17 protein-coding genes and 1 pseudogene are annotated in these 19,310 nt (G+C 75.4%); 5 read left to right on the top strand and 13 right to left on the bottom strand.

Features of this window, described 5'->3' with window-relative positions; genetic code table 11:
• Window positions 1-22: 22 nt before the first annotated feature.
• Window positions 23-1,207: an allantoicase gene (gene alc, locus RM844_RS08600; RefSeq protein WP_311666370.1), complete on the bottom strand. Its 1,185-nt coding sequence runs from the start codon at window positions 1,205-1,207 to the stop codon at window positions 23-25.
• Window positions 1,204-2,571, bottom strand: a complete 1,368-nt coding sequence (gene allB, locus RM844_RS08595) for an allantoinase AllB (RefSeq protein ID WP_311666369.1) — start codon at window positions 2,569-2,571, stop codon at window positions 1,204-1,206. The genes alc and allB overlap by 4 nt, the downstream gene beginning before the upstream one ends.
• Before the next feature lie 156 nt (window positions 2,572-2,727).
• Between allB and RM844_RS08590 the strand changes: the two genes are divergently transcribed.
• The 3 genes from RM844_RS08590 (at window position 2,728) to aceB (ending at window position 6,020) form a co-directional block, all read left to right on the top strand.
• Window positions 2,728-3,516 (top strand): IclR family transcriptional regulator, encoded by a 789-nt coding sequence (locus tag RM844_RS08590; RefSeq protein WP_311666368.1) that lies wholly within the window; start codon window positions 2,728-2,730, stop codon window positions 3,514-3,516.
• Between the two features lie 226 nt (window positions 3,517-3,742).
• Window positions 3,743-4,354, top strand: coding sequence for a nucleotidyltransferase family protein (locus RM844_RS08585; protein ID WP_311666367.1), 612 nt, complete (start codon window positions 3,743-3,745; stop codon window positions 4,352-4,354).
• Between the two features lie 70 nt (window positions 4,355-4,424).
• A complete protein-coding gene (gene aceB / locus RM844_RS08580; protein WP_311666365.1) occupies window positions 4,425-6,020 on the top strand; it encodes a malate synthase A in 1,596 nt (531 codons plus the stop codon).
• Between the two features lie 24 nt (window positions 6,021-6,044).
• Here the strand turns inward: aceB and RM844_RS08575 are convergent, their stop codons facing one another.
• On the bottom strand, window positions 6,045-6,917 hold the full coding sequence (locus RM844_RS08575; RefSeq protein ID WP_311666364.1) for a class I SAM-dependent methyltransferase: 873 nt from the start codon (window positions 6,915-6,917) through the stop codon (window positions 6,045-6,047).
• Between the two features lie 114 nt (window positions 6,918-7,031).
• On the opposite strand from RM844_RS08575, the gene RM844_RS08570 reads away from it, so the two are divergent.
• A complete protein-coding gene (locus RM844_RS08570; protein WP_311666362.1) occupies window positions 7,032-7,508 on the top strand; it encodes an Lrp/AsnC family transcriptional regulator in 477 nt (158 codons plus the stop codon).
• Between the two features lie 24 nt (window positions 7,509-7,532).
• Here RM844_RS08570 and RM844_RS08565 read toward each other — a convergent pair whose 3' ends face one another.
• The 8 genes and pseudogenes from RM844_RS08565 to RM844_RS08530 form a co-directional block, all read right to left on the bottom strand.
• On the bottom strand, window positions 7,533-8,813 hold the full coding sequence (locus tag RM844_RS08565; RefSeq protein WP_311666576.1) for a sulfite oxidase: 1,281 nt from the start codon (window positions 8,811-8,813) through the stop codon (window positions 7,533-7,535).
• 144 nt (window positions 8,814-8,957) lie between these two features.
• A pseudogene (locus tag RM844_RS08560) lies at window positions 8,958-9,434 on the bottom strand (RNA-guided endonuclease InsQ/TnpB family protein); the annotation flags it as partial.
• Window positions 9,435-9,552: 118 nt separating this feature from the next.
• Window positions 9,553-10,965 (bottom strand): 8-oxoguanine deaminase, encoded by a 1,413-nt coding sequence (locus RM844_RS08555; protein ID WP_311666361.1) that lies wholly within the window; start codon window positions 10,963-10,965, stop codon window positions 9,553-9,555.
• Window positions 10,966-11,039: 74 nt separating this feature from the next.
• Window positions 11,040-11,933 carry a factor-independent urate hydroxylase gene (gene pucL, locus RM844_RS08550; protein WP_311666360.1) on the bottom strand — a complete coding sequence of 298 codons (894 nt, stop codon included), beginning with the start codon at window positions 11,931-11,933 and terminating at the stop codon, window positions 11,040-11,042.
• 4 nt (window positions 11,934-11,937) lie between these two features.
• A complete protein-coding gene (gene uraD, locus RM844_RS08545) occupies window positions 11,938-12,789 on the bottom strand; it encodes a 2-oxo-4-hydroxy-4-carboxy-5-ureidoimidazoline decarboxylase (RefSeq protein WP_311666359.1) in 852 nt (283 codons plus the stop codon).
• 97 nt (window positions 12,790-12,886) lie between these two features.
• On the bottom strand, window positions 12,887-13,273 hold the full coding sequence (locus RM844_RS08540) for a helix-turn-helix domain-containing protein (protein WP_311666575.1): 387 nt from the start codon (window positions 13,271-13,273) through the stop codon (window positions 12,887-12,889).
• 149 nt (window positions 13,274-13,422) lie between these two features.
• Window positions 13,423-13,710 carry a hypothetical protein gene (locus RM844_RS08535; protein ID WP_311666358.1) on the bottom strand — a complete coding sequence of 96 codons (288 nt, stop codon included), beginning with the start codon at window positions 13,708-13,710 and terminating at the stop codon, window positions 13,423-13,425.
• Window positions 13,711-13,761: 51 nt separating this feature from the next.
• Window positions 13,762-14,154 (bottom strand): DUF5955 family protein, encoded by a 393-nt coding sequence (locus RM844_RS08530; protein WP_311666356.1) that lies wholly within the window; start codon window positions 14,152-14,154, stop codon window positions 13,762-13,764.
• A 327-nt stretch (window positions 14,155-14,481) separates the two neighbouring features.
• Here RM844_RS08530 and RM844_RS08525 point away from each other — a divergent pair, with 327 nt between their 5' ends.
• Complete coding sequence (locus RM844_RS08525) at window positions 14,482-15,564, top strand: hypothetical protein (protein ID WP_311666355.1); 1,083 nt, start codon at window positions 14,482-14,484, stop codon at window positions 15,562-15,564.
• Between the two features lie 46 nt (window positions 15,565-15,610).
• Here the strand turns inward: RM844_RS08525 and RM844_RS08520 are convergent, their stop codons facing one another.
• Window positions 15,611-16,801, bottom strand: coding sequence for an XdhC family protein (locus RM844_RS08520; protein WP_311666354.1), 1,191 nt, complete (start codon window positions 16,799-16,801; stop codon window positions 15,611-15,613).
• Window positions 16,802-16,898: 97 nt separating this feature from the next.
• Complete coding sequence (pucD, locus tag RM844_RS08515; protein ID WP_311666353.1) at window positions 16,899-19,310, bottom strand: xanthine dehydrogenase subunit D; 2,412 nt, start codon at window positions 19,308-19,310, stop codon at window positions 16,899-16,901.

Raw genomic sequence — 19,310 nt, 5'->3', positions numbered from 1 at the left:
AGCGGCGCCGGCGCGTTCCGGATCAGTCGGCGTGCGCCCCGGCGCGTTCCCGTAGCCGGCGCAGCCCGGTGTCGGTCAGCGTGCCGTGCAGCCGCAGGCGCGCGATCCCGCCGTCCGGGAAGACCCGCAGGGTGGCGTGGGTGGCGGGCGGGGTGTCGGCGGGCAGCACGAAGCGGTGCACGGTGTCCGGGCGCAGCGGGGTGCGGGGCAGCGCGAGCCGCCAGGCGTCGAACGCCACCCCGGCGGCGTCGCCGGGCGCCGCGCCGCCGGCCGACTCCCCGTCCCAGAGGGCCAGTTCGGCCCAGCCCGGGGCGTTGCCCAGGTAGCAGCCGGTGTCGATCTCCACCGCGCGGAGCCGGCCCTGCCCGGCGAGCCGGTAGCGCAGCCAGTCGTGTCCGTCGTCCCGGCGGCGGCGGGTCTCCCAGCCCTCGTCCATGGCGCGGGGCCGGCCCGGCAGGATGGTGTGCACCGGCGGCGAGTAGAAGCGGTCCGAGGCGTCCTCGACCAGCCCGCCGTGCTCCAGCGCCGCGAGGTCGAAGGTGCCGAGGGCGGTCAGCCAGTCCGGGTCGGGCGCCGGCTCGCCGTGCGCCCGCAGCCGGGCGACACCCCCGTCGGGGAACTGGCTCAGCCGCAGATGGGTGACGCGCCGCCGGGCGGCCGGCGGCAGCGGGAAGAGGTGCGCGGCGTGGCCGCCGACCTCGGTCAGCGGCACCAGCTCCGTCCAGCGGGTGGTCGGCGCCAGCAGCGTCTCCGGGCCGGGCGCGCCCGGCAGTTCGGTGCCCTCCACCCGCACCGCGTGCGGGTGGTTGCCGCGGAAGTGGGCGGTGTCCACGACGAGGCCGTGCAGCCGGCCGGGGACGCCGAGCCGGATCAGCGCCCAGTCGTGCTCCTCGGCGGTCGGGTGCGGCCGGTCGGCGCGCGCGCCGCGCCGCCGGCGGGTCTCCCAGCCGTCCATGACCTTGCCCTTGTGGCCGAAGGCGGCCGGGTCGAAGCGGGCCGGCCCCGGGGTGAGCAGGTTCTCCCGCTCGGCGAAGAACTCGTCGCTGGCGGCCGGGACCGAGCCGCCCAGCCGCCGGTCGGCCAGGTCGGGCAGCCGGGTGCAGGACGCGGCCTCGGGGGCGGGCGACCGGTAGTCGGCGTACGGGTCGCCGCCGGCGTAGGGGGCGGCGGCACCGCGGAAGACGGTGGGCTCGTGGGCGCTGGTCACGCGGTCGGGCTCCTTTCGATCAGCCGGCCGGTCGGCACCGGCGCGGTGCCGCCGCCCGCGACCCGGGTGCCGCGCAGCCAGGTCGCGCGGACCACGCCGCGCAGCGGCCGGCCGGCGTAGGCGGTCACCGGGTTGCGGTGGTGGAGGGCGGCGGGGTCCACGGTGAACTCGGCCTCCGGGTCGAGGACGGCGAAGTCGGCGTCCCGGCCGGGCTCGATGGCGCCCTTCCGGTGCAGCCCGGCGAGCCGGGCGGGCGCGGTGGCCATCCAGCGGGCCACGTCGGCGAGCGAGTGGCCGCGGGCGGCGGCGGCCGTCCAGACGGCGGGCAGCCCGAGCTGCAAGGAGGAGATGCCGCCCCAGGCCCGGGCGAAGTCGGGGACCTTGAGGTCGGTGGTGCAGGGCGAGTGGTCGGAGACCACGCAGTCCAGGGTGCCGTCCGCGAGCCCGGCCCACAGCGCGTCCTGGTTGGCGGCCTCCCGGATCGGCGGGCAGCACTTGAACTCGGTGGCGCCGTCCGGGATCTCCTCGGCGGTCAGGGTGAGGAAGTGCGGGCAGGTCTCGGCGGTGACGGCGACGCCGGCCGCCTTGGCCTCGGCGATCAGCGGCAGCGCCGAAGCGGCCGACAGGTGCAGCACGTGGACCCGCGCGCCGAGCCGGGCGGCCAGCGTCAACAGGCGCTCGATCGCCGCGTGTTCGGCGGCGGCCGGGCGGGAGGCGAGGAAGTCCGCGTACCGCGGGCCGGTCGGTTCGGGGGCGGCGGCCAGCCGTTCCGGGTCCTCGGCGTGCGCGATCAGCAGCCCGTCGAAGCCGGTGATCTCGGTCATCGCGGCGGCCAGTTGGTCCGGGTCCAGCAGCGGGAACTCCTCGACGCCGGACGGGGAGAGGAAGCACTTGAAGCCGTACACGCCGGCCTGGTGGAGCGGCCTGAGCAGCGGGCGGTTGTCCGGCACGGCCCCGCCCCAGAAGCCGACGTCCACGTGCACCCGGCCGCGGGCGGCGGCCCGCTTGGTGGCCAGCCACTCGGGGCGGGTGGTGGGGGGCAGGCTGTTGAGGGGCATGTCCAGCAGGGTGGTGACGCCGCCGGCGGCGGCGGCCCTGGTGGCGGTGGGGAAGCCCTCCCAGTCGGCGCGGCCCGGGTCGTTGATGTGCACGTGGGTGTCGACCAGGCCGGGCAGCAGCGCCGCCGTCCCGTAGTCGACCGTGACGGCGCCGTGCGGCGCCGGCGCGTCGTGCGGCAGCAGGGCGGTGATCCGGCCGTGCGCCACGGCGACGGCGGCCGGCCGGACGCCCTCGGGGGTGACCACCCGGGTGGCCCGCAGCAGCAGCTCCGGCGCGTCGCCGCGCGCGCCCTCGAACCTGGTCAACCGGCCACCCCTCGACGCTCACCGACGCACGGACACCTGCAACATTTTGTTGAAGTCGAGCGCTTCGATGGTCGACCGCCCAGGGCGAGCCGTCAAGGGCCGGTAGGCTGCCGGTGACCGTTGTTCACAGAACTGGGCCGCTGGAGGAAACGCGCCGTGTCGCCGTCCGAGGTGCGCAGGTCCTCCGCGAGCGGCGGGGTGCAGTCCCTGGAGCGGGCCTTCGCGCTGCTGGAGCTGATGGCCGACGCCGGCGGGGTCACCGGACTGAGCGAGCTGGCCAGCAGCAGCGGGCTGCCGCTGCCCACCATCCACCGGCTGATGCGCACCCTCGTCGCCTGCGGCTACGTCCGCCAACAGCCCAACCGCCGCTACGCGTTGGGGCCCCGGCTGATCCGGCTCGGGGAGGCGGCGACCCGGCCGCTGGCCACCTGGGCCAGGCCGTACCTCACCCGGCTGGTGGCGGAGACCGGCGAGACGGCCAACATGGCGCTGCTCGACGGGGACGACGCGGTCTACGTGGCGCAGGTGCCCTCCCGGCACTCGATGCGGATGTTCACCGAGGTCGGCCGGCGGGTGCTGCCGCACTCCACGGGGGTGGGCAAGGCGCTGCTGTCCGGGCTGACGGACGACGAGGTGCGCGCGCTGCTGCGGCGCACCGGCATGCCGGCGGCCACCGAACGCACCATCACCACGCCGGACGCCTTCCTGCGGGCGCTGCGGGCGGTCCGCGAGCAGGGCTACGCGGTGGACGACAACGAGCAGGAGATAGGCGTCCGTTGCATCGCGGTGGCGCTGCCCGACGCGCCGACCGCCGCCGCGATATCCGTCTCCGGGCCGGCCGGTCGGCTCACCGACGAGGCGGTGGAGAAGCTGGCGCCGCTGCTGCGTGAGGTCGCGGCCGAGCTGGGCGCCGCGCTGGCCACCTCGCCGGACGTCGAGGGCTGAAGGCCCGGCCGGGGCCGGACCGGGTCTCGGCGCGGGGCCGCCGCAGCGTCCCGAACGTCGGCGCCGGCGTCGCGGGCGACAGCGGCACCGGCAGGCACTGGTGTCGGCAGCGGCGTCCGCTGGTGTCGGCAGGCGCTGGCGTCGACACCGACGCCGGTTGTCGACATCGACACGGAGAGCGGCGCCGGGGCGGCGCGGCGCGGACACGGACGAACGGGAGGCGCCGATGGCGCGGGTGGCCGGGGTGCTGTTGGCGGCCGGCGGGGGGCGGCGGCTCGGCGGTCGGGTGAAGGCGCTGCTGCCGTACCGGGGGCGCCCGCTGGTGGAGTTGGTGGTCGGGGAGTTGCGTGCCGCCGGTTGCGCGCCGGTCGTGGTGGTGTTGGGCGCCGGCGTGGACGAGGTGCTGGCCCGCGCCGCGCTCGACGACTGCCTGGTGGTGCGCAACCCGGCGTGGGAGTCCGGCATGGGCTCGTCGTTGCGCGCCGGTCTGGCCGCGCTCGGCGGGCTCGCCGAGCCACCGGCCGGAGCCCTGGTCGCGCTGGTGGACCAGCCCTTCGTGGGGACGGCGGCGATGGCCAGGGTGGCCGGCGCGCTGCGCTCGCCGGAGACGCTCGCCGCGGCGGCCTACCGGGGGGAGCGCGGCCATCCGGTGCTGCTGGGGGCGGCGCACCTCGCCGGGGTGGCCGAGGCCGCCCGGGGTGACCGGGGCGCGCGCGACTATCTGCGGGCGCGCGCGGACCGGCTGACGCTGGTGGAGTGCGCCGACGTGGCCGACCCTGGCGATCTCGACCACCCCGCCGACCTGCGTCGACTGTCCGAGCCACCGACCGCTCATTGATCTTCCACAATGTAGAAACTACTATCCATTTCCGTCCCGCCGAGGTGGAACCGTCGCTAAGGAGTCCCCCATGTCAGCCGTCACCGTGACAGCCCGGCACGAGGTGCCACGCCAGGACGAGGTGCTCACCCCCGAGGCCCTGGACTTTCTCGCCGAGCTGCACCGGCGGTTCACCCCGCGCCGGGACGAGCTGCTCGCGCTGCGCACCCGCCGCCGGGAGGAGATCGCCCGCACCGGCCGCCTGGACTTCCGGCCGGAGACCGCCGAGATCCGGGAGGGCGCGTGGACGGTGGCCCCGGCGCCGCCGGCGCTCCAGGACCGGCGGGTGGAGATCACCGGCCCGACCGACCGCAAGATGACCGTGAACGCGCTCAACTCCGGGGCCCGGATCTGGCTGGCCGACTTCGAGGACGCCACCTCCCCCACCTGGGAGAACGTCATCGGAGGTCAGCTCAGCCTGGCCGACGCCTACCGTCGCCGGATCGACTTCACCGACGAGCGCGGCAAGGAGTACCGGCTGCGCCCGGACGCCGAGTTGGCGACCGTGGTCACCCGGCCGCGCGGCTGGCACCTGGACGAGCGCCACCTCACCGTCGAGGGCCGCGCGCTGCCCGGCTCCCTGGTGGACTTCGGGCTCTACTTCTTCCACAACGCCGCCCGGCTGATCGAGCTGGGCAAGGGGCCGTACTTCTACCTGGCGAAGCTGGAGTCGCACCTGGAGGCGCGGCTGTGGAACGACGTCTTCGTCTTCGCCCAGGAGGCCCTGGGCATCCCGCACGGCACGGTCCGCGCCACGGTGCTGATCGAGACGGTCACCGCGGCCTTCGAGATGGAGGAGATCCTCTACGAACTCCGCGACCACGCCTCCGGGTTGAACGCCGGCCGCTGGGACTACCTGTTCTCCATCGTGAAGAACTTCCGGGACGGCGGCGAGCGCTTCGTGCTGCCGGACCGCAACGCGGTGACCATGACCGCGCCCTTCATGCGCGCCTACACGGAGCTGCTGGTGCGCACCTGCCACAAGCGGGGCGCGCACGCCATCGGCGGCATGGCCGCGTTCATCCCGGCCAAGGACGCCGAGGTCAACAAGGTGGCCTTCGAGAAGGTCAGGACCGACAAGGAGCGGGAGGCGACGGACGGCTTCGACGGCTCCTGGGTGGCACACCCGGGCCTGGTGCCGGTCGCCGAGGGCGCCTTCGACGCCGTGCTGGGCGAGCGGCCGCACCAGAAGGACCGGCTGCGCGAGGACGTCCTGGTGACCGCCGAGGAGCTGCTGGACATCGGCTCGCTGACGGCCCGCCCGACGGTCGAGGGGCTGCGCAACGCGGTGCAGGTGGGCACCCGTTACCTCCAGGCATGGCTGGCCGGCCGGGGCGCGGTGGCGGTCTTCCACCTGATGGAGGACGTGGCCACCGCCGAGATCTCCCGCTCGCAGATCTGGCAGTGGATCAACGCCGGGGTGCTGCTGGACAACGGGGAGCGGGTCACCCGCGGCTACGTCCGCCAGGTCGCGGCCGACCAGCTGCTGGCGATCCGCGACGAGGTGGGCGAGGACGCGTTCGCCGCCGGCGGCTGGGAGCGCGCCTTCGACCTGCTGATGGAGATCGCGCTGGACGAGTCCTACGTGGACTTCCTGACCCTGCCCGCCTACGAGTTGCTGGACTGAGCCGGACCGAGGGCGGCTCGCCGGTCAGCCGGCGAGCCGCAGCGCCACGGTGCGGGCCACCCCGCCCTGGCCGACGCGTTCGCCGACCACCGCCAGGCCGGCCGTCCGGCACTGCCGCAGCACCCAGTCGTGGGAGAGCCGCAGCTTGCGGTAACTGCCAGTGGTCAGCGTCCAGTCGTCGTCCGCGCCGGTCCGGCTGTGCACCAGATCGTGCACCACCACCGTGTAGTCCTCGAAGTCGGCCGGATATTCCAGGAAACAGGTCATGATCCGGTCCTCGGTGGCTCGTACCGGAAGGAAACGGTCGGTCCCGGTCAGTGGCACGGTGAGGTCCCGGTAGGCGAGCACGGCGGTGCCGTCCGGGGTGAGCGCACCGGCGACATCGTTCAGCAGCGCCGCCACGTCGCCCCTGGTCGGCAGGTGGGTCAGGGTGTCGCCGAGGCAGACCACGGCGTCCGCGGTGCCCGGGCCGACCAGCTCGCGCAGCGCGGTGCGCAGGTCGGCGTGGACCGGCCGGACCGCCGGCACCTCGGCGGCGTAGCCCGCCAGTTCGGCCAGCAGCGGCCGGCTCAGGTCCACGGCGAGCACCCGGTCGTAGCCGAGGCCGGCCAGGGCCAGGCTGGTGTGGCCGGGACCGCAGCCGAGATCGACCGCCAGCCGCCGCTCGCCGCCGGCATCGCCGTCACCGTCGCCGGCGCCGTCGAGCCCCAGCTCGGCCAGCAGCGCCCGCTGCTCGGCCACCAGGTCGGGCAGGTGGCCACCCAGCATCCAGGTGTAGTGCTCGGCCAGCAACCGGTCGTAGTGGTCGGCCGGCGTGCTGGGTGCCCCGCCGCTCGTGGGGGTCGTCGTGGTGGAGGTCGCTGGAGCCCCGGCGCTGGTGGTCGTCGTGGTCGTCAAGGTGCGGCCCTTCTACGGTCGGCTGGCGCGGACACCCGACGAAAGCTAGCCCGAAGTGCGCCCGAGTGGGGGACACACCGAACCCTGTTCGGAAGAGACCGGACAATGGCGACCATGGACGACATAGATTCGGCGATCATCCGGCATCTCCAGCGGGACGCACGGCTCACCAACCGGGAGCTGGCCCGGCTGGTGGGCGTCGCCCCGTCCACCTGTCTTGAGCGGGTGCGGAGCCTGCGCGCCCGGGGCGTGATCACCGGCTACCACGCCGCCGTCGACCCCCGGGCGCTGGGCCGGCCACTGCAGGCGCTGATCTTCGCCCGGCTGCGCCCGCTCAGCCGGGAGGTGATCACCGGCTTCCAGCACTACCTGTCCCAACAGCCGGAGGTGCTCTCGGTGTTGGTGGTCTCCGGCGACGAGGACTTCGTGATCCAGGTGGCCGTGCCGACCATCGAGCGGCTGCACGCGTTCCTGATGGACCAGGTCAGCGCCCGCCGCGAGGTGGTCAACTTCCGCAGCTCGGTGATCTACCAACAGACCGTCACCCAGGTGCTGGCCCCGGTCGACGAGGGCCGCCGGGGCGACGCCTGACGCCGGGCGGGCGGGTCGGCGCCGTCAGGCGGTCACCAGGACGGGGTGCCGGACCACCGCGTTGAACAGGTAGCCCTGGGCGTTGTAGGTGGCCCGCTCCGGCTGCCGGGTGCCGTCCGCGTCGGTGGCCCGGGCCAGCAGGGTGGCCGGGCCCGGGGTGGTCGGCGTCCAGGGCAGCGACCAGCGCACCCAGCCGTCCGGCCGCGGCCGGTCCCGCAGCCGGGCCGCCCGCCACCGCCGGCCGCCGTCGACGCTGACCTCGACGGAGCGCACCGGCGCGCCGCCGGACCAGGAGCGGCCGGTCAGCTCGTGGGTGGCGCCGACGGCCAGCGGCGCGTCCCAGTCCAGCTCGAAGGCGCTCTTGAGGGTCTGCCGGGTCAGCGGGGCGCTGCCGCCGGCCGGGTGGTCCGGGCCGAAGAGCCGGTAGAGGTCGGTGTTCCAGGGCGAGTAGAGCGGCTCGGCCGACACCTCGATGTCGCCGACCCACTTGATCGAGGCGATGCCGATCCAGGACGGGACCAGCACCCGCACCGGGTGCCCGTGGTCGGCCGGCAGCGGCTCGCCGTTCATCTGGTACCCGAGCAGCACGTCGTCCAGCGCCTTGGCCAGCGGCAACGGGCGCCGCACCCGGCCGAGTTCGGCGCCGGAGGAGTCGGTGAACGGATCGTCCAGGCCGCGCGGCTGCACGTCGACGGCGTCCCGGCGTAGCCCGGCACGGCGCAGCACCTCGGCCAGCCGCACCCCGCGCCAGTGCGCCACCCCGATGGCGCCCAGCTTCCAGGCCGTGCCGGAGACCGTCTCGCCCTGCTGTGAGGTATAGAAACTGCGCCCGTTGCCGGCACACTCCACGGCCGCCGTCAGCTCGGTCGCGGGCAGCGCGCGCAGCTCGTCGAACCCGAACTCCACCGGCCCGGACCGCAGGCCGCTCCCCCAGACGGTGAGCCGCCAGTCGGCGGCGGCCAGCCGCGGGGTGCGGGTGTGGTTGCGGACGAAGAACAGCTCGTTGGGGGTGTGGTAGCCGGTGTCGCGCAGCGCCGCCCAGCAGGTCTCGGCGTTGGTGCCGTGCACCACGAACCGGTCGTCGGGCAGCGGCTTGACGATGCCGGGCGCGCTGTCGGCGGCTCCCGGGGCGCGCGCGGCCGCGCCGGCCGGCGACGCCACACCGAGCGCCGAGGCCGCGCCGACCGCGTCACCGGCGGCCAACAGCCGCAGCAGCGCCCGCCGGTCGACCCCATCCGCCCTGGCGGTACCGTCGAGGAACTGGCGCAGCCGGAGGCGGTCGTAGGACCTCTCGTCGTTCGTCATGGCCCGCCATCCTGCGCCAATCCCCCGGCGAAGGCCATTGCGGCACCTTGCGACCGTGTGAACAGTGACTTCCCCCCTCCCTGAGGGGAGGGGCCTCATTCCCTCGCGGGAGTGAGGTTCCTGTTTCATCGGCACGAGCCAGCGGCCCGCCGCGTCCTGGGACACGGTCACCGACGACGGTTCGGCACCCTCCGGGAGCGGACGGTGCGTACGCGCGGGAAGCGGCTCGCTGGTCTTGGCCAGCTTCAACCGCCCCTCGCGGAAGGTGATGGCGTTGTTCTGGAACGTCGCAGACTTCCGCGACTTCTTCCGCGACTTGAATCCCGGGTACCGGGCGCGCTGGGCGAAGAAACCCGCGAACGCCTGCTGCTGAGCCCGGAGGGCCTGCTGGAGCGGCACGTTCGACACCTCGCGCGGGAACGAGGACTCCTCCTCCCGCTTCCACGCGGTGAGCCACTTCGCCGTGTCCACATAGGTGGTGTTCGCGCCTTCGCCCTTGTAGCGGCGGGTACGTTCGGCGAGGGCCTTGTTCCAGACGTACCGCACACAGCCGAACGTGCGCAGCAACAGCTCCGCCTGTTCGGACGTGGGGTAGCAGCGGTACTTGTACGCCCGCTTCACCGCCTGCGACACGGCTAACACGACACCATCCGCGCGTGTTAAGGCCGCCAGGGTACGGGCCCGGACCCGGCCTTGTCCCCGCCCTGAAGGGCGGGGCTTGCGGCCTTAACGGACATGATCAGCCGGCCGCCGCGCGTTCGGCCAGCCGGCGGGCCTGCGTCCGGGCCGTGGCGGCGATCTCGGCCACGTCCGCGGTGACCAACTCACCGTCCACCACCACCGGCACGCCGTTCACCAGGGACAGGCTGATCGGCGCCGGCGGTCCGAGGACCAGCGCCGCGACCGGGTCCTCGATGGTCGAGTGCCCCAGGCCGTCCAGCCGCCAGAGCACCAGATCGGCGAGCTTGCCCGGCTCCAGCGAGCCGATCTCGTCCCGCCGGCCCAGCACCTCGGCGCCGCCGGCGGTCGCCAGCCGCAGCGACTGGCGCGCCGTCAGCGCGCGTTCCCGCCACGGCCCCAGCCGGCTGACCAGCAGCGCGTTCCGCAGCTCCGGGTGCAGCTCGCCGGACTCGTTGGAGGCGGTGCCGTCCACTCCCAGGCCGACCGGGACACCGGCCGCCAGCAGGTCGGGCACCCGGGCGATGCCGGCCGCCAGCCGGGCGTTGGACGAGGGGCAGTGCGCGACCCCGGTGCCGGTGCGGGCGAAGGCGGCGATGTCCGCGTCGGTCATGTGCACGCAGTGCGCCATCCACACGTCGTCGCCCAGCCAGCCGGTGCTCTCGAAGTAGGCGGTCGGGCCCATCCCGAAGCGCTCCTCGCAGAACGCCGACTCCTCGGCGGTCTCCGAGCCGTGGGTGTGCAGCCGCACCCCCAGCCGGCGGGCCAACGTGGCGGACTCGCGCAGCAGTTCGGTGGTGACGGAGAACGGCGAGCAGGGCGCGACGGCGATCCGCAGCATCGCGTCGGGCGCCGGGTCGTGGTGGGTGGCGACGGCCTCCTCGGTGGCGGCCAGCGCGGCCTCGGTGGTCTCCACCGCGAAGTCCGGTGGCAGCCCGCCGGCCGACTCGCCGAGGTCCATCGAGCCCCGGGCGGCGGTGAACCGGACGCCCAGCTCGCGGGCGGCCCGGATCTCGGCGCCCAACAGGTCACCGGCGCCTCGGGGGAAGACGTAGTGGTGGTCCATGGCGGTGGTGACCCCGCCGCGCGCCATCATGGCCAGCGAGGCGCGGGCGGCGGTGTGCACCATCGGCTCGTCGATCCGGGACCAGAGCGGGTAGAGCGCCACCAGCCAGTCGAAGAGCTTGGCGTCCTGCGCCAACCCCCTGGTCAGCCACTGGTAGAAGTGGTGGTGGGTGTTGACCAGCCCCGGGGTGGCCAGCTGGCCGCCGGCGTCGATCCGGCGGCCGGCCGCCGCGTACCGCGCCGGGGCCGGCCCCGGGCCGACGGCGAGCAGCCGCTTGCCGCCGACCACCAGATGGCCGCTGGCGTACTCCTGCCCCGCGGCGTCCATGGTCGCGATGGCGCAGTTCTCGATCACCAACAGCGACTGTCCGTCGGTCGATTGATCAGGCGTGGCGGCTGTGGCGGGCATACCCCACCTCCCGGTGGTCAGGTTCGGTCAGAAGCGGTGCCGTGCGGGTGCGAGTGCCCGTGCGGGCGCGCGGGTCAGGCCGGGCTGGTGAGCTCGACGGGGATGCGCTGCTCCGCGCCCTCGCGCAGCACGGTGGCCTCGATCAGGCCGAAGGGCTGCTCGGTGGCCAGGTAGACGGCGCCGTCGCCGGTCTCGTTGGCGATCCCGAACGGGCTCAGATCGGCCAGGAAATGATGCTTGTTGGGCAGCGAGAGCCGCATCTCGGCCACCCCGGGAAGCGTCTCGATCACCGCGGACGCCATCGCGAACAGCGTCTGCTGCAGCGAGTAGGAGTAGGTCCCGCTGAACGCCGCCAGCAGCCGCTCCCGGGCGGTGGCGTAGTCGGCGTTCCAGTCGGCCGCCGCGATCGTCTCGGCGTCCTGGGCGGTGTGCCGCCAGACCGCGGTCACCTCGGTGGCCAGCACCCGGTCGGTGGTCTCCGCGAGGGTGGTGTACGCGTCCCGCGCGAAACCGTGGAACTCCGAGTCGGTGGTGTTGAGCACGGTCAGCCCGGTCAGCCCGGACAACACCTCGAACCTGTCCGCGCGGTAGGCGACCCGCGCCGTCCTGGTCTCCTGCCCCGAGCGGACGAAGGAGTGGTCGGCCAGCCGCTCCCAGCGGTGCTCCTCGACGGTGACCAGCGCCCGCTCGACGGTCGGCTGGGAGGTGACGAAGTGTCGGGCCAGCTCCGCCGCGAACGCCTCGGGAGAGGCTATGCCGCGCTCCCTGGCGAAGACGTAGACGGTGTTCTTCATCGTGTCGGTGGGCAGCACCGCGGCGTTGGAGCCCACCAGGTGCGCCTCGGTCAGCTGCCCGGAGAGCGCCACCTGGACGGTGAGGTCGGTCAGTTGGTGGGTCGCGCCCGCCCGCGCGACCCGCACCACGCGGGTCGCGGCCTTGCCGTACTGGTTCTGGCCGAGCACCGGCATCGGATCAGCTCCCTCGGTAGACGGAATAGCCGAACGGGTTGAGCAGCAGCGGGATGTGGTAGCGCTCGCCGGCCGTGACCGCGAAGTCGACGGTGGCCTCCGGGAAGAACGCGACGCCCGGGCCGCCCCCGGTCAGATAGGGCTCGACGACGAAGGTCAGCCGGGCCGCGACCGAGCCGCCCGGCAGCGGCGGCAGGGTGCCGCAGCGGCCGTCCGCGTCCGTGCGCCCCTCGGCGAGCGGCGTCCACTCCGCCGACTCCCCCGGCCGGCCGTCCCGGACCGCCAGCCGCACCGGGACGCCGGCCGCCGGCCGGCCGGCGCTGGTGTCCAGCACATGGGTGGACACGGTCACCTCGGTGGTCACCAACCGGACCAGGCGCAGCCGGTTGATCTTGCCCAACTCACCCCGCGCGACGGCTGCTTCGTGTGCCGGCTCGTGGGCGAGCCGGGCCCGCAGCGCGTCCCGCATCCGCTCCCCGGACAGACCGCTGGCGCAGATCAGGAAGACCCGGCCGAAGCGCTCCTGGTAGCTGAGGTTGAGGTCGAGCAGCTCGGCGCGCAGCTCCTGGTCCGCGTCGGCCAGTCCGCTCTGCTCGCGGGCCGAGGTGGGGTCTCCGGGTCTGGGGCGGCCGATCGGCGGGTGGCCGGCCACCGCGGCCTCGAACTCCGGCTCCGGCAGCTCGGCCAGCGCCGCGTCCGCGGCGGCCAGCAGCGCCTCCTGGTCGGCGAACGGGCGGGCGGCCAACAGCCGTTCGCCCCAGGCGGCGGAGGCGCAGACGCGGTGCAGGGCGGCCCGGACGGCGCCGACCGGCGCGTGGTTGAGCCAGGCCAGCCCGGGATGTGGGGGCGAGGTCATGCGCCAAGCTAAGTACCCCAAGCCACCAACGTCAACAGTTTGTTGAAGTGCGTGGCGCGCCGGCCCTCGCCCGTCGTCCGCGCGGCCACCGCCCCGGTCAGCCGTCCCGCCGGCTCCCCCCTTCGTCGCCGCGCGCCTCGGCCCGCCGCTCCGACACGTAGTTGAGGTAGTTGTAGACGGTGAAGCGGCTCACGCCGAGCGCGGCGGCCACCGTCTCCACGCCGTGCCGCAGGGCGAACGCGCCGCGCTGCTCCAGGCTCCTGACGATCCGCTGCTTGGTCCTGCGATCCAGCTCGGCCAACGGCCGGCCGTGCCGCCGACGCAGGTCGTCCAGGAGGTGGTCCAGCGAGTCGGAGAGCAGCGGCAGCCGCACCGCGGCCACGGTGGCCCCGTCCCAGTGCAGCGGGACGTCGTCCTCACCGGCCTCCGTCGGGTCGACCAACTCGCCGCCGATGGCCGTCAGCAGCGGCCCGAGCGCGGCCAGGAACCGTGCCTCCCCGGACTCCGGCTCGCCGGCCGCCCCCGGTCCTGGCGGCGGCTGCGGCGCGCGGCCGGCCGGCCTGGCCGGCGGGGGGGTGCTCGGCTCGGCACGGGGGCCGGGCCCGACCGGCCCCCGCTCGCCGTCCGGAACGCTCATGGGGCACGCCCCCCGTCCGCCGGCCGCGTCGGGTCGGCGGCCGGCTGGTCAACCGTGTTGATCTGCAGGGATATTCGGGTCGCGCCGGCCGCCAGGGAGCGGCGCAGCACCGCCTGAACGGCGTCGATGACGGCCTCGGGCGCGCCCTCCGCGCTGTTCCCGAACGGGCCGACGTCCACCGCTTCCAGCTCGGCCGCGCGCACCACCTCGCGCGCCGCCAGGGCGTGCGCCGGCGGTCGGTCCAGGTCGAAGGGCTCCGTGGAGAACTCAAGTCTCAGTCGCACCCGGTCAACCTAACCCCGCACCCCGCCCGCCGGCGGGCGCCCGGGGCGCACTCAGCCGGGGAAGCGTCGCCAACCGACCGCGCCGGCGCTCGGCACGGTCAGCCCCGCCGGCCCCGGCGCCCGGAAGTGCGGGACGCCGAACAGCTCGACCGCCCGCCGGAACTCCGCGACCGCCCCGGCCAACGCGCTGACCGAGCCGAGCGCCGCGGCGATCACCAGCAGCGACTGCCCCAGGGTGGCCTCGTCGGGCGCCCCGGTGACCGTCAGCTCGTCCAGCAGGGCCAACTGGCGCTCCGCGACCTCGCGGTCGTCCAGCGCGAGCCGGTAGCCGCCCAGCTCGCGGTGCAACCGGTGCACGGCCGCGCGCAGCGTGGTCACCCGGGGGTCGAGCGCGCCCATCGGCACGCCGCGCACCGCGTGGGTCCGCTCAGCTTCTCCTGCCACCCAGCCCTCCCCTGCCCATACGTCGCAGAGCCGCCCGAAGAACACGCCGTGGCCAACACACCCGGCCAGACGTGAAAAGACCCGGCAGGGAAAGTAAATATCACTGTCCGCGCATCACGCCATACGGAGGGCTAGATCGCGGGTCACATTCCGATGAACAATGGTCGCCGGCGCTCGCTCGGGCCTCCTGCGGGGTGGTGCGCGTACCGGGTGGCGTGGGGCGTGTTCGGATGGGAGGGGCGGCTCCCAGCGTAGGTCCGTAGGCTCGACCCACGACTGGGGGTCGTGTGAGAGTCCCGTCAAGAAGTTCGGTTGGGGGAGCGTCCGATGGCCAGAAGCGTGTCGCTGCGATGCCCGGCGTGCCGGCGCGAACACCGGTACGTCCCGCCGGAGTATCCGTGCGCCTGTGGCGCCCCGGTCACCCTGCCGGTGACCGGCGACGTCCAGCCGGTGCGGGTCGGGCACCGCTCCTGGGGCGACATCTGGACGGAGCTGGACTGCCCGGCCTGCGGGCTGCGCGGGCAGTGGCCGCACCCGGGCTTCGACTGCCCCTGCGGCGCGCTGGTCCGGCTGGCGCCCCGGGCGCCCCGGGTGGCCGGCCCGTCCTGGCACCGCGCGGCGGACGGGACGGGCCCCGCCCACGAGGGCGCGCCGGGCGGCCAGGAGGACGCGGCGGGCGCGGCGGGCGCGGCGGGCGGGGACGCGAGGACGGGGGCCGGCGGCAGCAGCGCGGGCGTGGAGCGGACGACGGGGACGGGCGGCGCGGTGGGGATCGACGACACGACGGGGCCGGACGAGGCGACGGGCGCGGACGGCACGGAGCGCCCGGACGGCCGGGAGGACACGGCGGACCCCTCGGACGCCGGCCGCGAGCAGCGGCCGCCCCAGCGCCCGAACGAGCCGCGGGAGGGCGCCGGCAGCAACGCCGCCCGGGACTTCGCCCAGGGGCGGCGGGCGGCGCGCGGCGCGCCAGACGGCCGGGCCGCCGGCACGCCGGCCGCCGAAGCCGCCGGCCGGCGCGGCCCGTTCCGTCCGCTGACCATCAGGACGGGCTACGACGCCGTCGCCTGCGCGGCGCACTTCCTGCGCTGGCTGGGCTTCAGCGGCGTCCGCACCGCGGTGCCCAGGACCGCCTCCGGCCTCGACCTGCGCGGCCCGTCCGTGGTCGGGCTGGTGGACGCCAGCACCCAGCCGACCGGCGACGAGGAGCTGGAAGTGCTCTGGCTGCACGGCCTGTTGGGCAGCTCGCTGGCCGTCGCCTTCTCGCTGGCCGGCTACCGGCGGCAGGCCAGGGCCCTGGCCGACCGGCTGCGGCTGCCGCTCTTCGTGCTGGACCTGAGCGGCACGCCGCAGCCCGTGAACGAGCCGGGCGAGCTGCTGCTGCGGGACGGCGTCAACACCGAGCCCTGAGCACCGCGCGCCGCGGGCGACGCCCGGGCGGCCGGGCCACCGGCGGTCAGGCGGCGTGCGGTTGGGGCCTCGCGGGAGGCGCCGACGAACGGTCATGGGGCGAGGCTATGTCCTCCCACTGACAGTCGGCCGGGGCCCGCCCGTCCCGGTGGATGGGCAGGCCGCTGCCGGTCAGCGGCACCCCGCTGCCGCCGCGGCGCACCGCGACGATCTCGGCGGCGATGGCCAGCGCCGTCTCGGCCGGGGTGCGCGCGCCCAGGTCGAGCCCGATCGGCGAGCGCAGCCTGGCCAGGTGGGGCTCGCCGAGGCCGGCGGCGCGCAGCCGGCGCAGCCGGTCCTCGTGGGTGCGCCAGGAGCCCATGGCGCCGACGTAGCCGGCCGGGCCGCGCAGCGCCCGCACCAGCACCGGCACGTCGAACCTGGGGTCGTGGGTGAGCACGCAGACCGCGTCGGCGGCGGTCAGCCGTTGGCCGTCGAGGTACCGGTGCGGCCAGTCGGTGACCACCTCGGCCGCCGCCGGGAAGCGTTCCGCGGTCGCGAAGACCGGCCGGGCGTCGCAGACCGTGACCCGGTGGCCGAGCGGGCCGGCCACCGCGGCCAGCGCGGCGGCGAAGTCCACCGCGCCGAACACCAGCAGCCGGGGCCGCGCCGTCCGGCACTCCACCAACGCCCGCCGCCCGCCCGGCAGTCGGATGGTGCCGCTGAGGCCGCGGGCGAACAGCGCGTCGGCCTCGGCCAGGGCCAGCCGGTCGGCCTCCGCGCCCCAGCCGAGGGTCCCCACGCCCCCGGCCGGGTCCGCCGACTCCCGGAGCAGCAGGCCGCCGCCCGGGCGGCCGGGCGTCGGGAGGGCCCGGACCAGCACCAGCGGCCCGCCGCCGGCGGCCGCCGCCAGGGCGCGCGCCAGCAGCGCCCGGTCCGGCGCGTCCGCGGTCACCGGGGTGACCAGCAGCTCCACCGTGCCGCCGCAGGTGAGCGCCGGGGCGAACGGGTCGGCCGGGTCGGCGGCGTAGCGCACCAGCCGGGGCGTGCCCGCGCGGAGCGCCGCCCGGCACTCCTCCCAGAGCGCGCCCTCCACACAGCCGCCGGAGACGCCGCCGAGCGCCCGCCCCCGCTCGTCCACGGCGAGCGCGGCGCCGGGCTGGCGCGGCGCGCTGCCGTCGACGGCCACCACGGTGGCGACGGCGAACGGCCGGTCCTGGCGGCACCACGCGTCGAGTTCGGTGGCGATGTCCAGCATGGTCGGCCTCCGTTCCACGAGTTCGGGCCTGGGGCCCTGGTCGGGCGGTTCCGGTCGGGGGCCGCCGCGGGGCGGCGGGCACAGCGGTCGCGGCCGGTCAGGTGCCCGTGAGGTGCTCGGGTCGGACCGGAACGCGCGGCAGTTCCAGGCCGGTGGCCTGCCGGATGGCGGCCACGATGGCCGGCGTCGCGGAGAGGGTGGGCGCCTCGCCGACCCCGCGCAGCCCGTACGGGGCGTGCTCGTCGGCGAGTTCCAGCACGTCCACCGGCATCGGCGGGACGTCCAGGATGGTGGGGATCAGGTAGTCGGTGAACGACGGGTTGCGGATGGTCCCGTCCGGGCCGACCAGGATCTCCTCCAGGACCGCGAGGCCGAGCCCCTGGGTGCTGCCGCCGTGGATCTGGCCGAGCACCGCCCGTGGGTTGATCGCCCGGCCCACGTCCTGCGCCGCCGCCAGCTCGACCACCTTGACCAGGCCCAGCTCCACGTCCACGTCCACCACCGCGCGGTGCGCGCAGAACGAGTACTGGACGTGGCCGAAGCCCTGGCCGGTCTCCCGGTCGAACGGCTGGGTGGGGCGGTGCCGGAACTCCAGCTCCAGGTCGATCGCCTCGTCGCCGAGCACCTCGGCCAGCCCGGCCAGCACCGCGCCGTCCCGGGTCACCACCTTGCCGTCCACCAGCCGCAACCCCGGCTCGTCCCAGCCGGGTTGGCCGGCGCCGAGGCGCCGCCGGCCGAGCCGCAGCGCCTCGGCGCGGACCGCGAGGCAGGTGTTGCGCACCGCGCCGCCGGTCATGTAGGTCTGCCGGGACGCCGAGGTGGAGCCGGCGGAGCCGACCCGGGTGTCGGCCGGCAGGATGTTGACCTGGCTCACGCCCAGCTCGGTGCGGGCGATCTGGGCGTGCACGGTGACCCCGCCCTGGCCGACCTCGGCCATCGCGGTGTGCACCGTGACCCGCGGTTCGCCGGCCACCACGGCCAGCCGCACCCGGGCCGTCGAGTAGTCGTCGAAGCCCTCGGAGAAGCCCACGTTCTTGATGCCGACGCCGTAGCCGACGCCCCGCACGATGCCCTCGCCGTGGCTGGTGTTGGCCAGCCCGCCCGGCAGCTCCCGCAGGTCGACACCGACCTGGCCGTCGGCGCCTCCGGCCGCCGGCACCTCCCAGGGGCGCTCCGGCGGCAGCGGCCGCTCCCGCACCAGTCGCAGCAGTTCGGCGACCGGCGCCGGGGAGTCCACCGGCTGGCCGGTCGGCATGGTGTCGCCCTGGCACAGCGCGTTGCGCTGCCGCAGCTCGACCGGGTCCATCGCGAGCGCGGCGGCCAGCTTGTCCAGCTGCGCCTCGTACGCGAAGCACGCCTGCACGGCGCCGAAGCCGCGCATCGCGCCGCACGGCGGGTTGTTGGTGTAGAGCGCGATGGCCTCCAGATGGGTGTGCGGCACCCGGTAGGGGCCGACGCCCAGCGAGGCCGCGTTGCCGACCACGGCCGCCGACGAGGAGGCGTAGGCGCCGCCGTCCAGGACGATCCGGCCCTTCACGTACACCAGGCGGCCGTCCCGGGTGGCGCCGTGCTCGTAGGCGAGCCGCGCCGGGTGCCGGTGCACGTGGCCGAAGAACGACTCCTCCCGGTTGTAGACCATCTTCACCGGCCGGCCGGTGCGCAGCGCCAACAGGCACGCGTGCGCCTGCATCGAGAGGTCCTCGCGGGCCCCGAAGGCGCCGCCCACCCCGCCCAGCGTCAGCCGCACCAGCTCCGGCGGCAGGCCGAGGACGGGCGCCAGCTGGCGCTGGTCGACGTGCAGCCACTGGGTGGCGACATAGAGGTCGACGCCGCCGTCCTCGGCCGGCACCGCCAGGCCCGACTCGGGTCCGAGGAACGCCTGGTCCTGGGTGCCGACGGTGTACTCGCCGCGCACCACCACCTCGGCGGTGGGCGCGGCGGCGGCCACGTCGCCGCTGATCACCGGCTGCCGGTGGACCACGTTCGGGTGCGGCACGTGGGCGGCGTGGTGGTCCGTGCGGTCCGGGTGCAGCACCGGCGCCCCGGGCGCGGTGGCGCTGGCCTCGTCGTGGACCACGGGCAGTTCGACGTAGTCGACCCGGATGCGGGCGGCGGCCCGGCGCGCGGTCTCCGGGTGGTCGGCGGCCACCAGGGCGACCGCCTCGCCCTGGTACCGCACCCGGTCGACGGCGAGCACCGGCTGGTCGGTGAACTCCAGGCCGTAGTGGGTGGCGGCCGGCAGGTCCCGGTGGGTGAGCACGGCGTGCACCCCGGGCACGGCCAGCGCCTCGGCGATGTCCACGGACCGGATCTCGGCGTGCGCGTGCGGGCTGCGCAGGGTGTGACCCCAGAGCATGTCCTGGTGCCACAGGTCGGAGGCGTAGGCGAACTCGCCGGTGACCTTGAGCACGCCGTCCGGGCGCTGGGTCGACTCGCCGATCCCGCCGGTGGCCTGGGGCGCGGTGTCCCCGCGTTGGGTCAGCCCGCTGGGGGGCGGCACCACTCCCAT

Origin of the sequence: Streptomyces chisholmiae, assembly GCF_031845445.1 — a bacterium.
Taxonomy (GTDB): Bacteria; Actinomycetota; Actinomycetes; order Streptomycetales; family Streptomycetaceae; genus Streptomyces; species Streptomyces chisholmiae.
This window is presented reverse-complemented; position numbering and strand designations above follow the sequence as displayed.

Coding starts and splice junctions, on each gene's coding strand:
- RM844_RS08585 (WP_311666367.1), top strand. CDS start 3,743: ATGGCGCGGGTGGCCGGGGTGCTGTTGGCGGCCGGCGGGGGGCGGCGG.
- aceB (WP_311666365.1), top strand. CDS start 4,425: ATGTCAGCCGTCACCGTGACAGCCCGGCACGAGGTGCCACGCCAGGAC.
- RM844_RS08570 (WP_311666362.1), top strand. CDS start 7,032: ATGGACGACATAGATTCGGCGATCATCCGGCATCTCCAGCGGGACGCA.
- RM844_RS08565 (WP_311666576.1), bottom strand. CDS start 8,813: ATGACGAACGACGAGAGGTCCTACGACCGCCTCCGGCTGCGCCAGTTC.
- RM844_RS08555 (WP_311666361.1), bottom strand. CDS start 10,965: ATGCCCGCCACAGCCGCCACGCCTGATCAATCGACCGACGGACAGTCG.
- pucL (WP_311666360.1), bottom strand. CDS start 11,933: ATGCCGGTGCTCGGCCAGAACCAGTACGGCAAGGCCGCGACCCGCGTG.
- uraD (WP_311666359.1), bottom strand. CDS start 12,789: ATGACCTCGCCCCCACATCCCGGGCTGGCCTGGCTCAACCACGCGCCG.
- RM844_RS08525 (WP_311666355.1), top strand. CDS start 14,482: ATGGCCAGAAGCGTGTCGCTGCGATGCCCGGCGTGCCGGCGCGAACAC.
- RM844_RS08520 (WP_311666354.1), bottom strand. CDS start 16,801: ATGCTGGACATCGCCACCGAACTCGACGCGTGGTGCCGCCAGGACCGG.
- pucD (WP_311666353.1), bottom strand. CDS start 19,310: ATGGGAGTGGTGCCGCCCCCCAGCGGGCTGACCCAACGCGGGGACACC.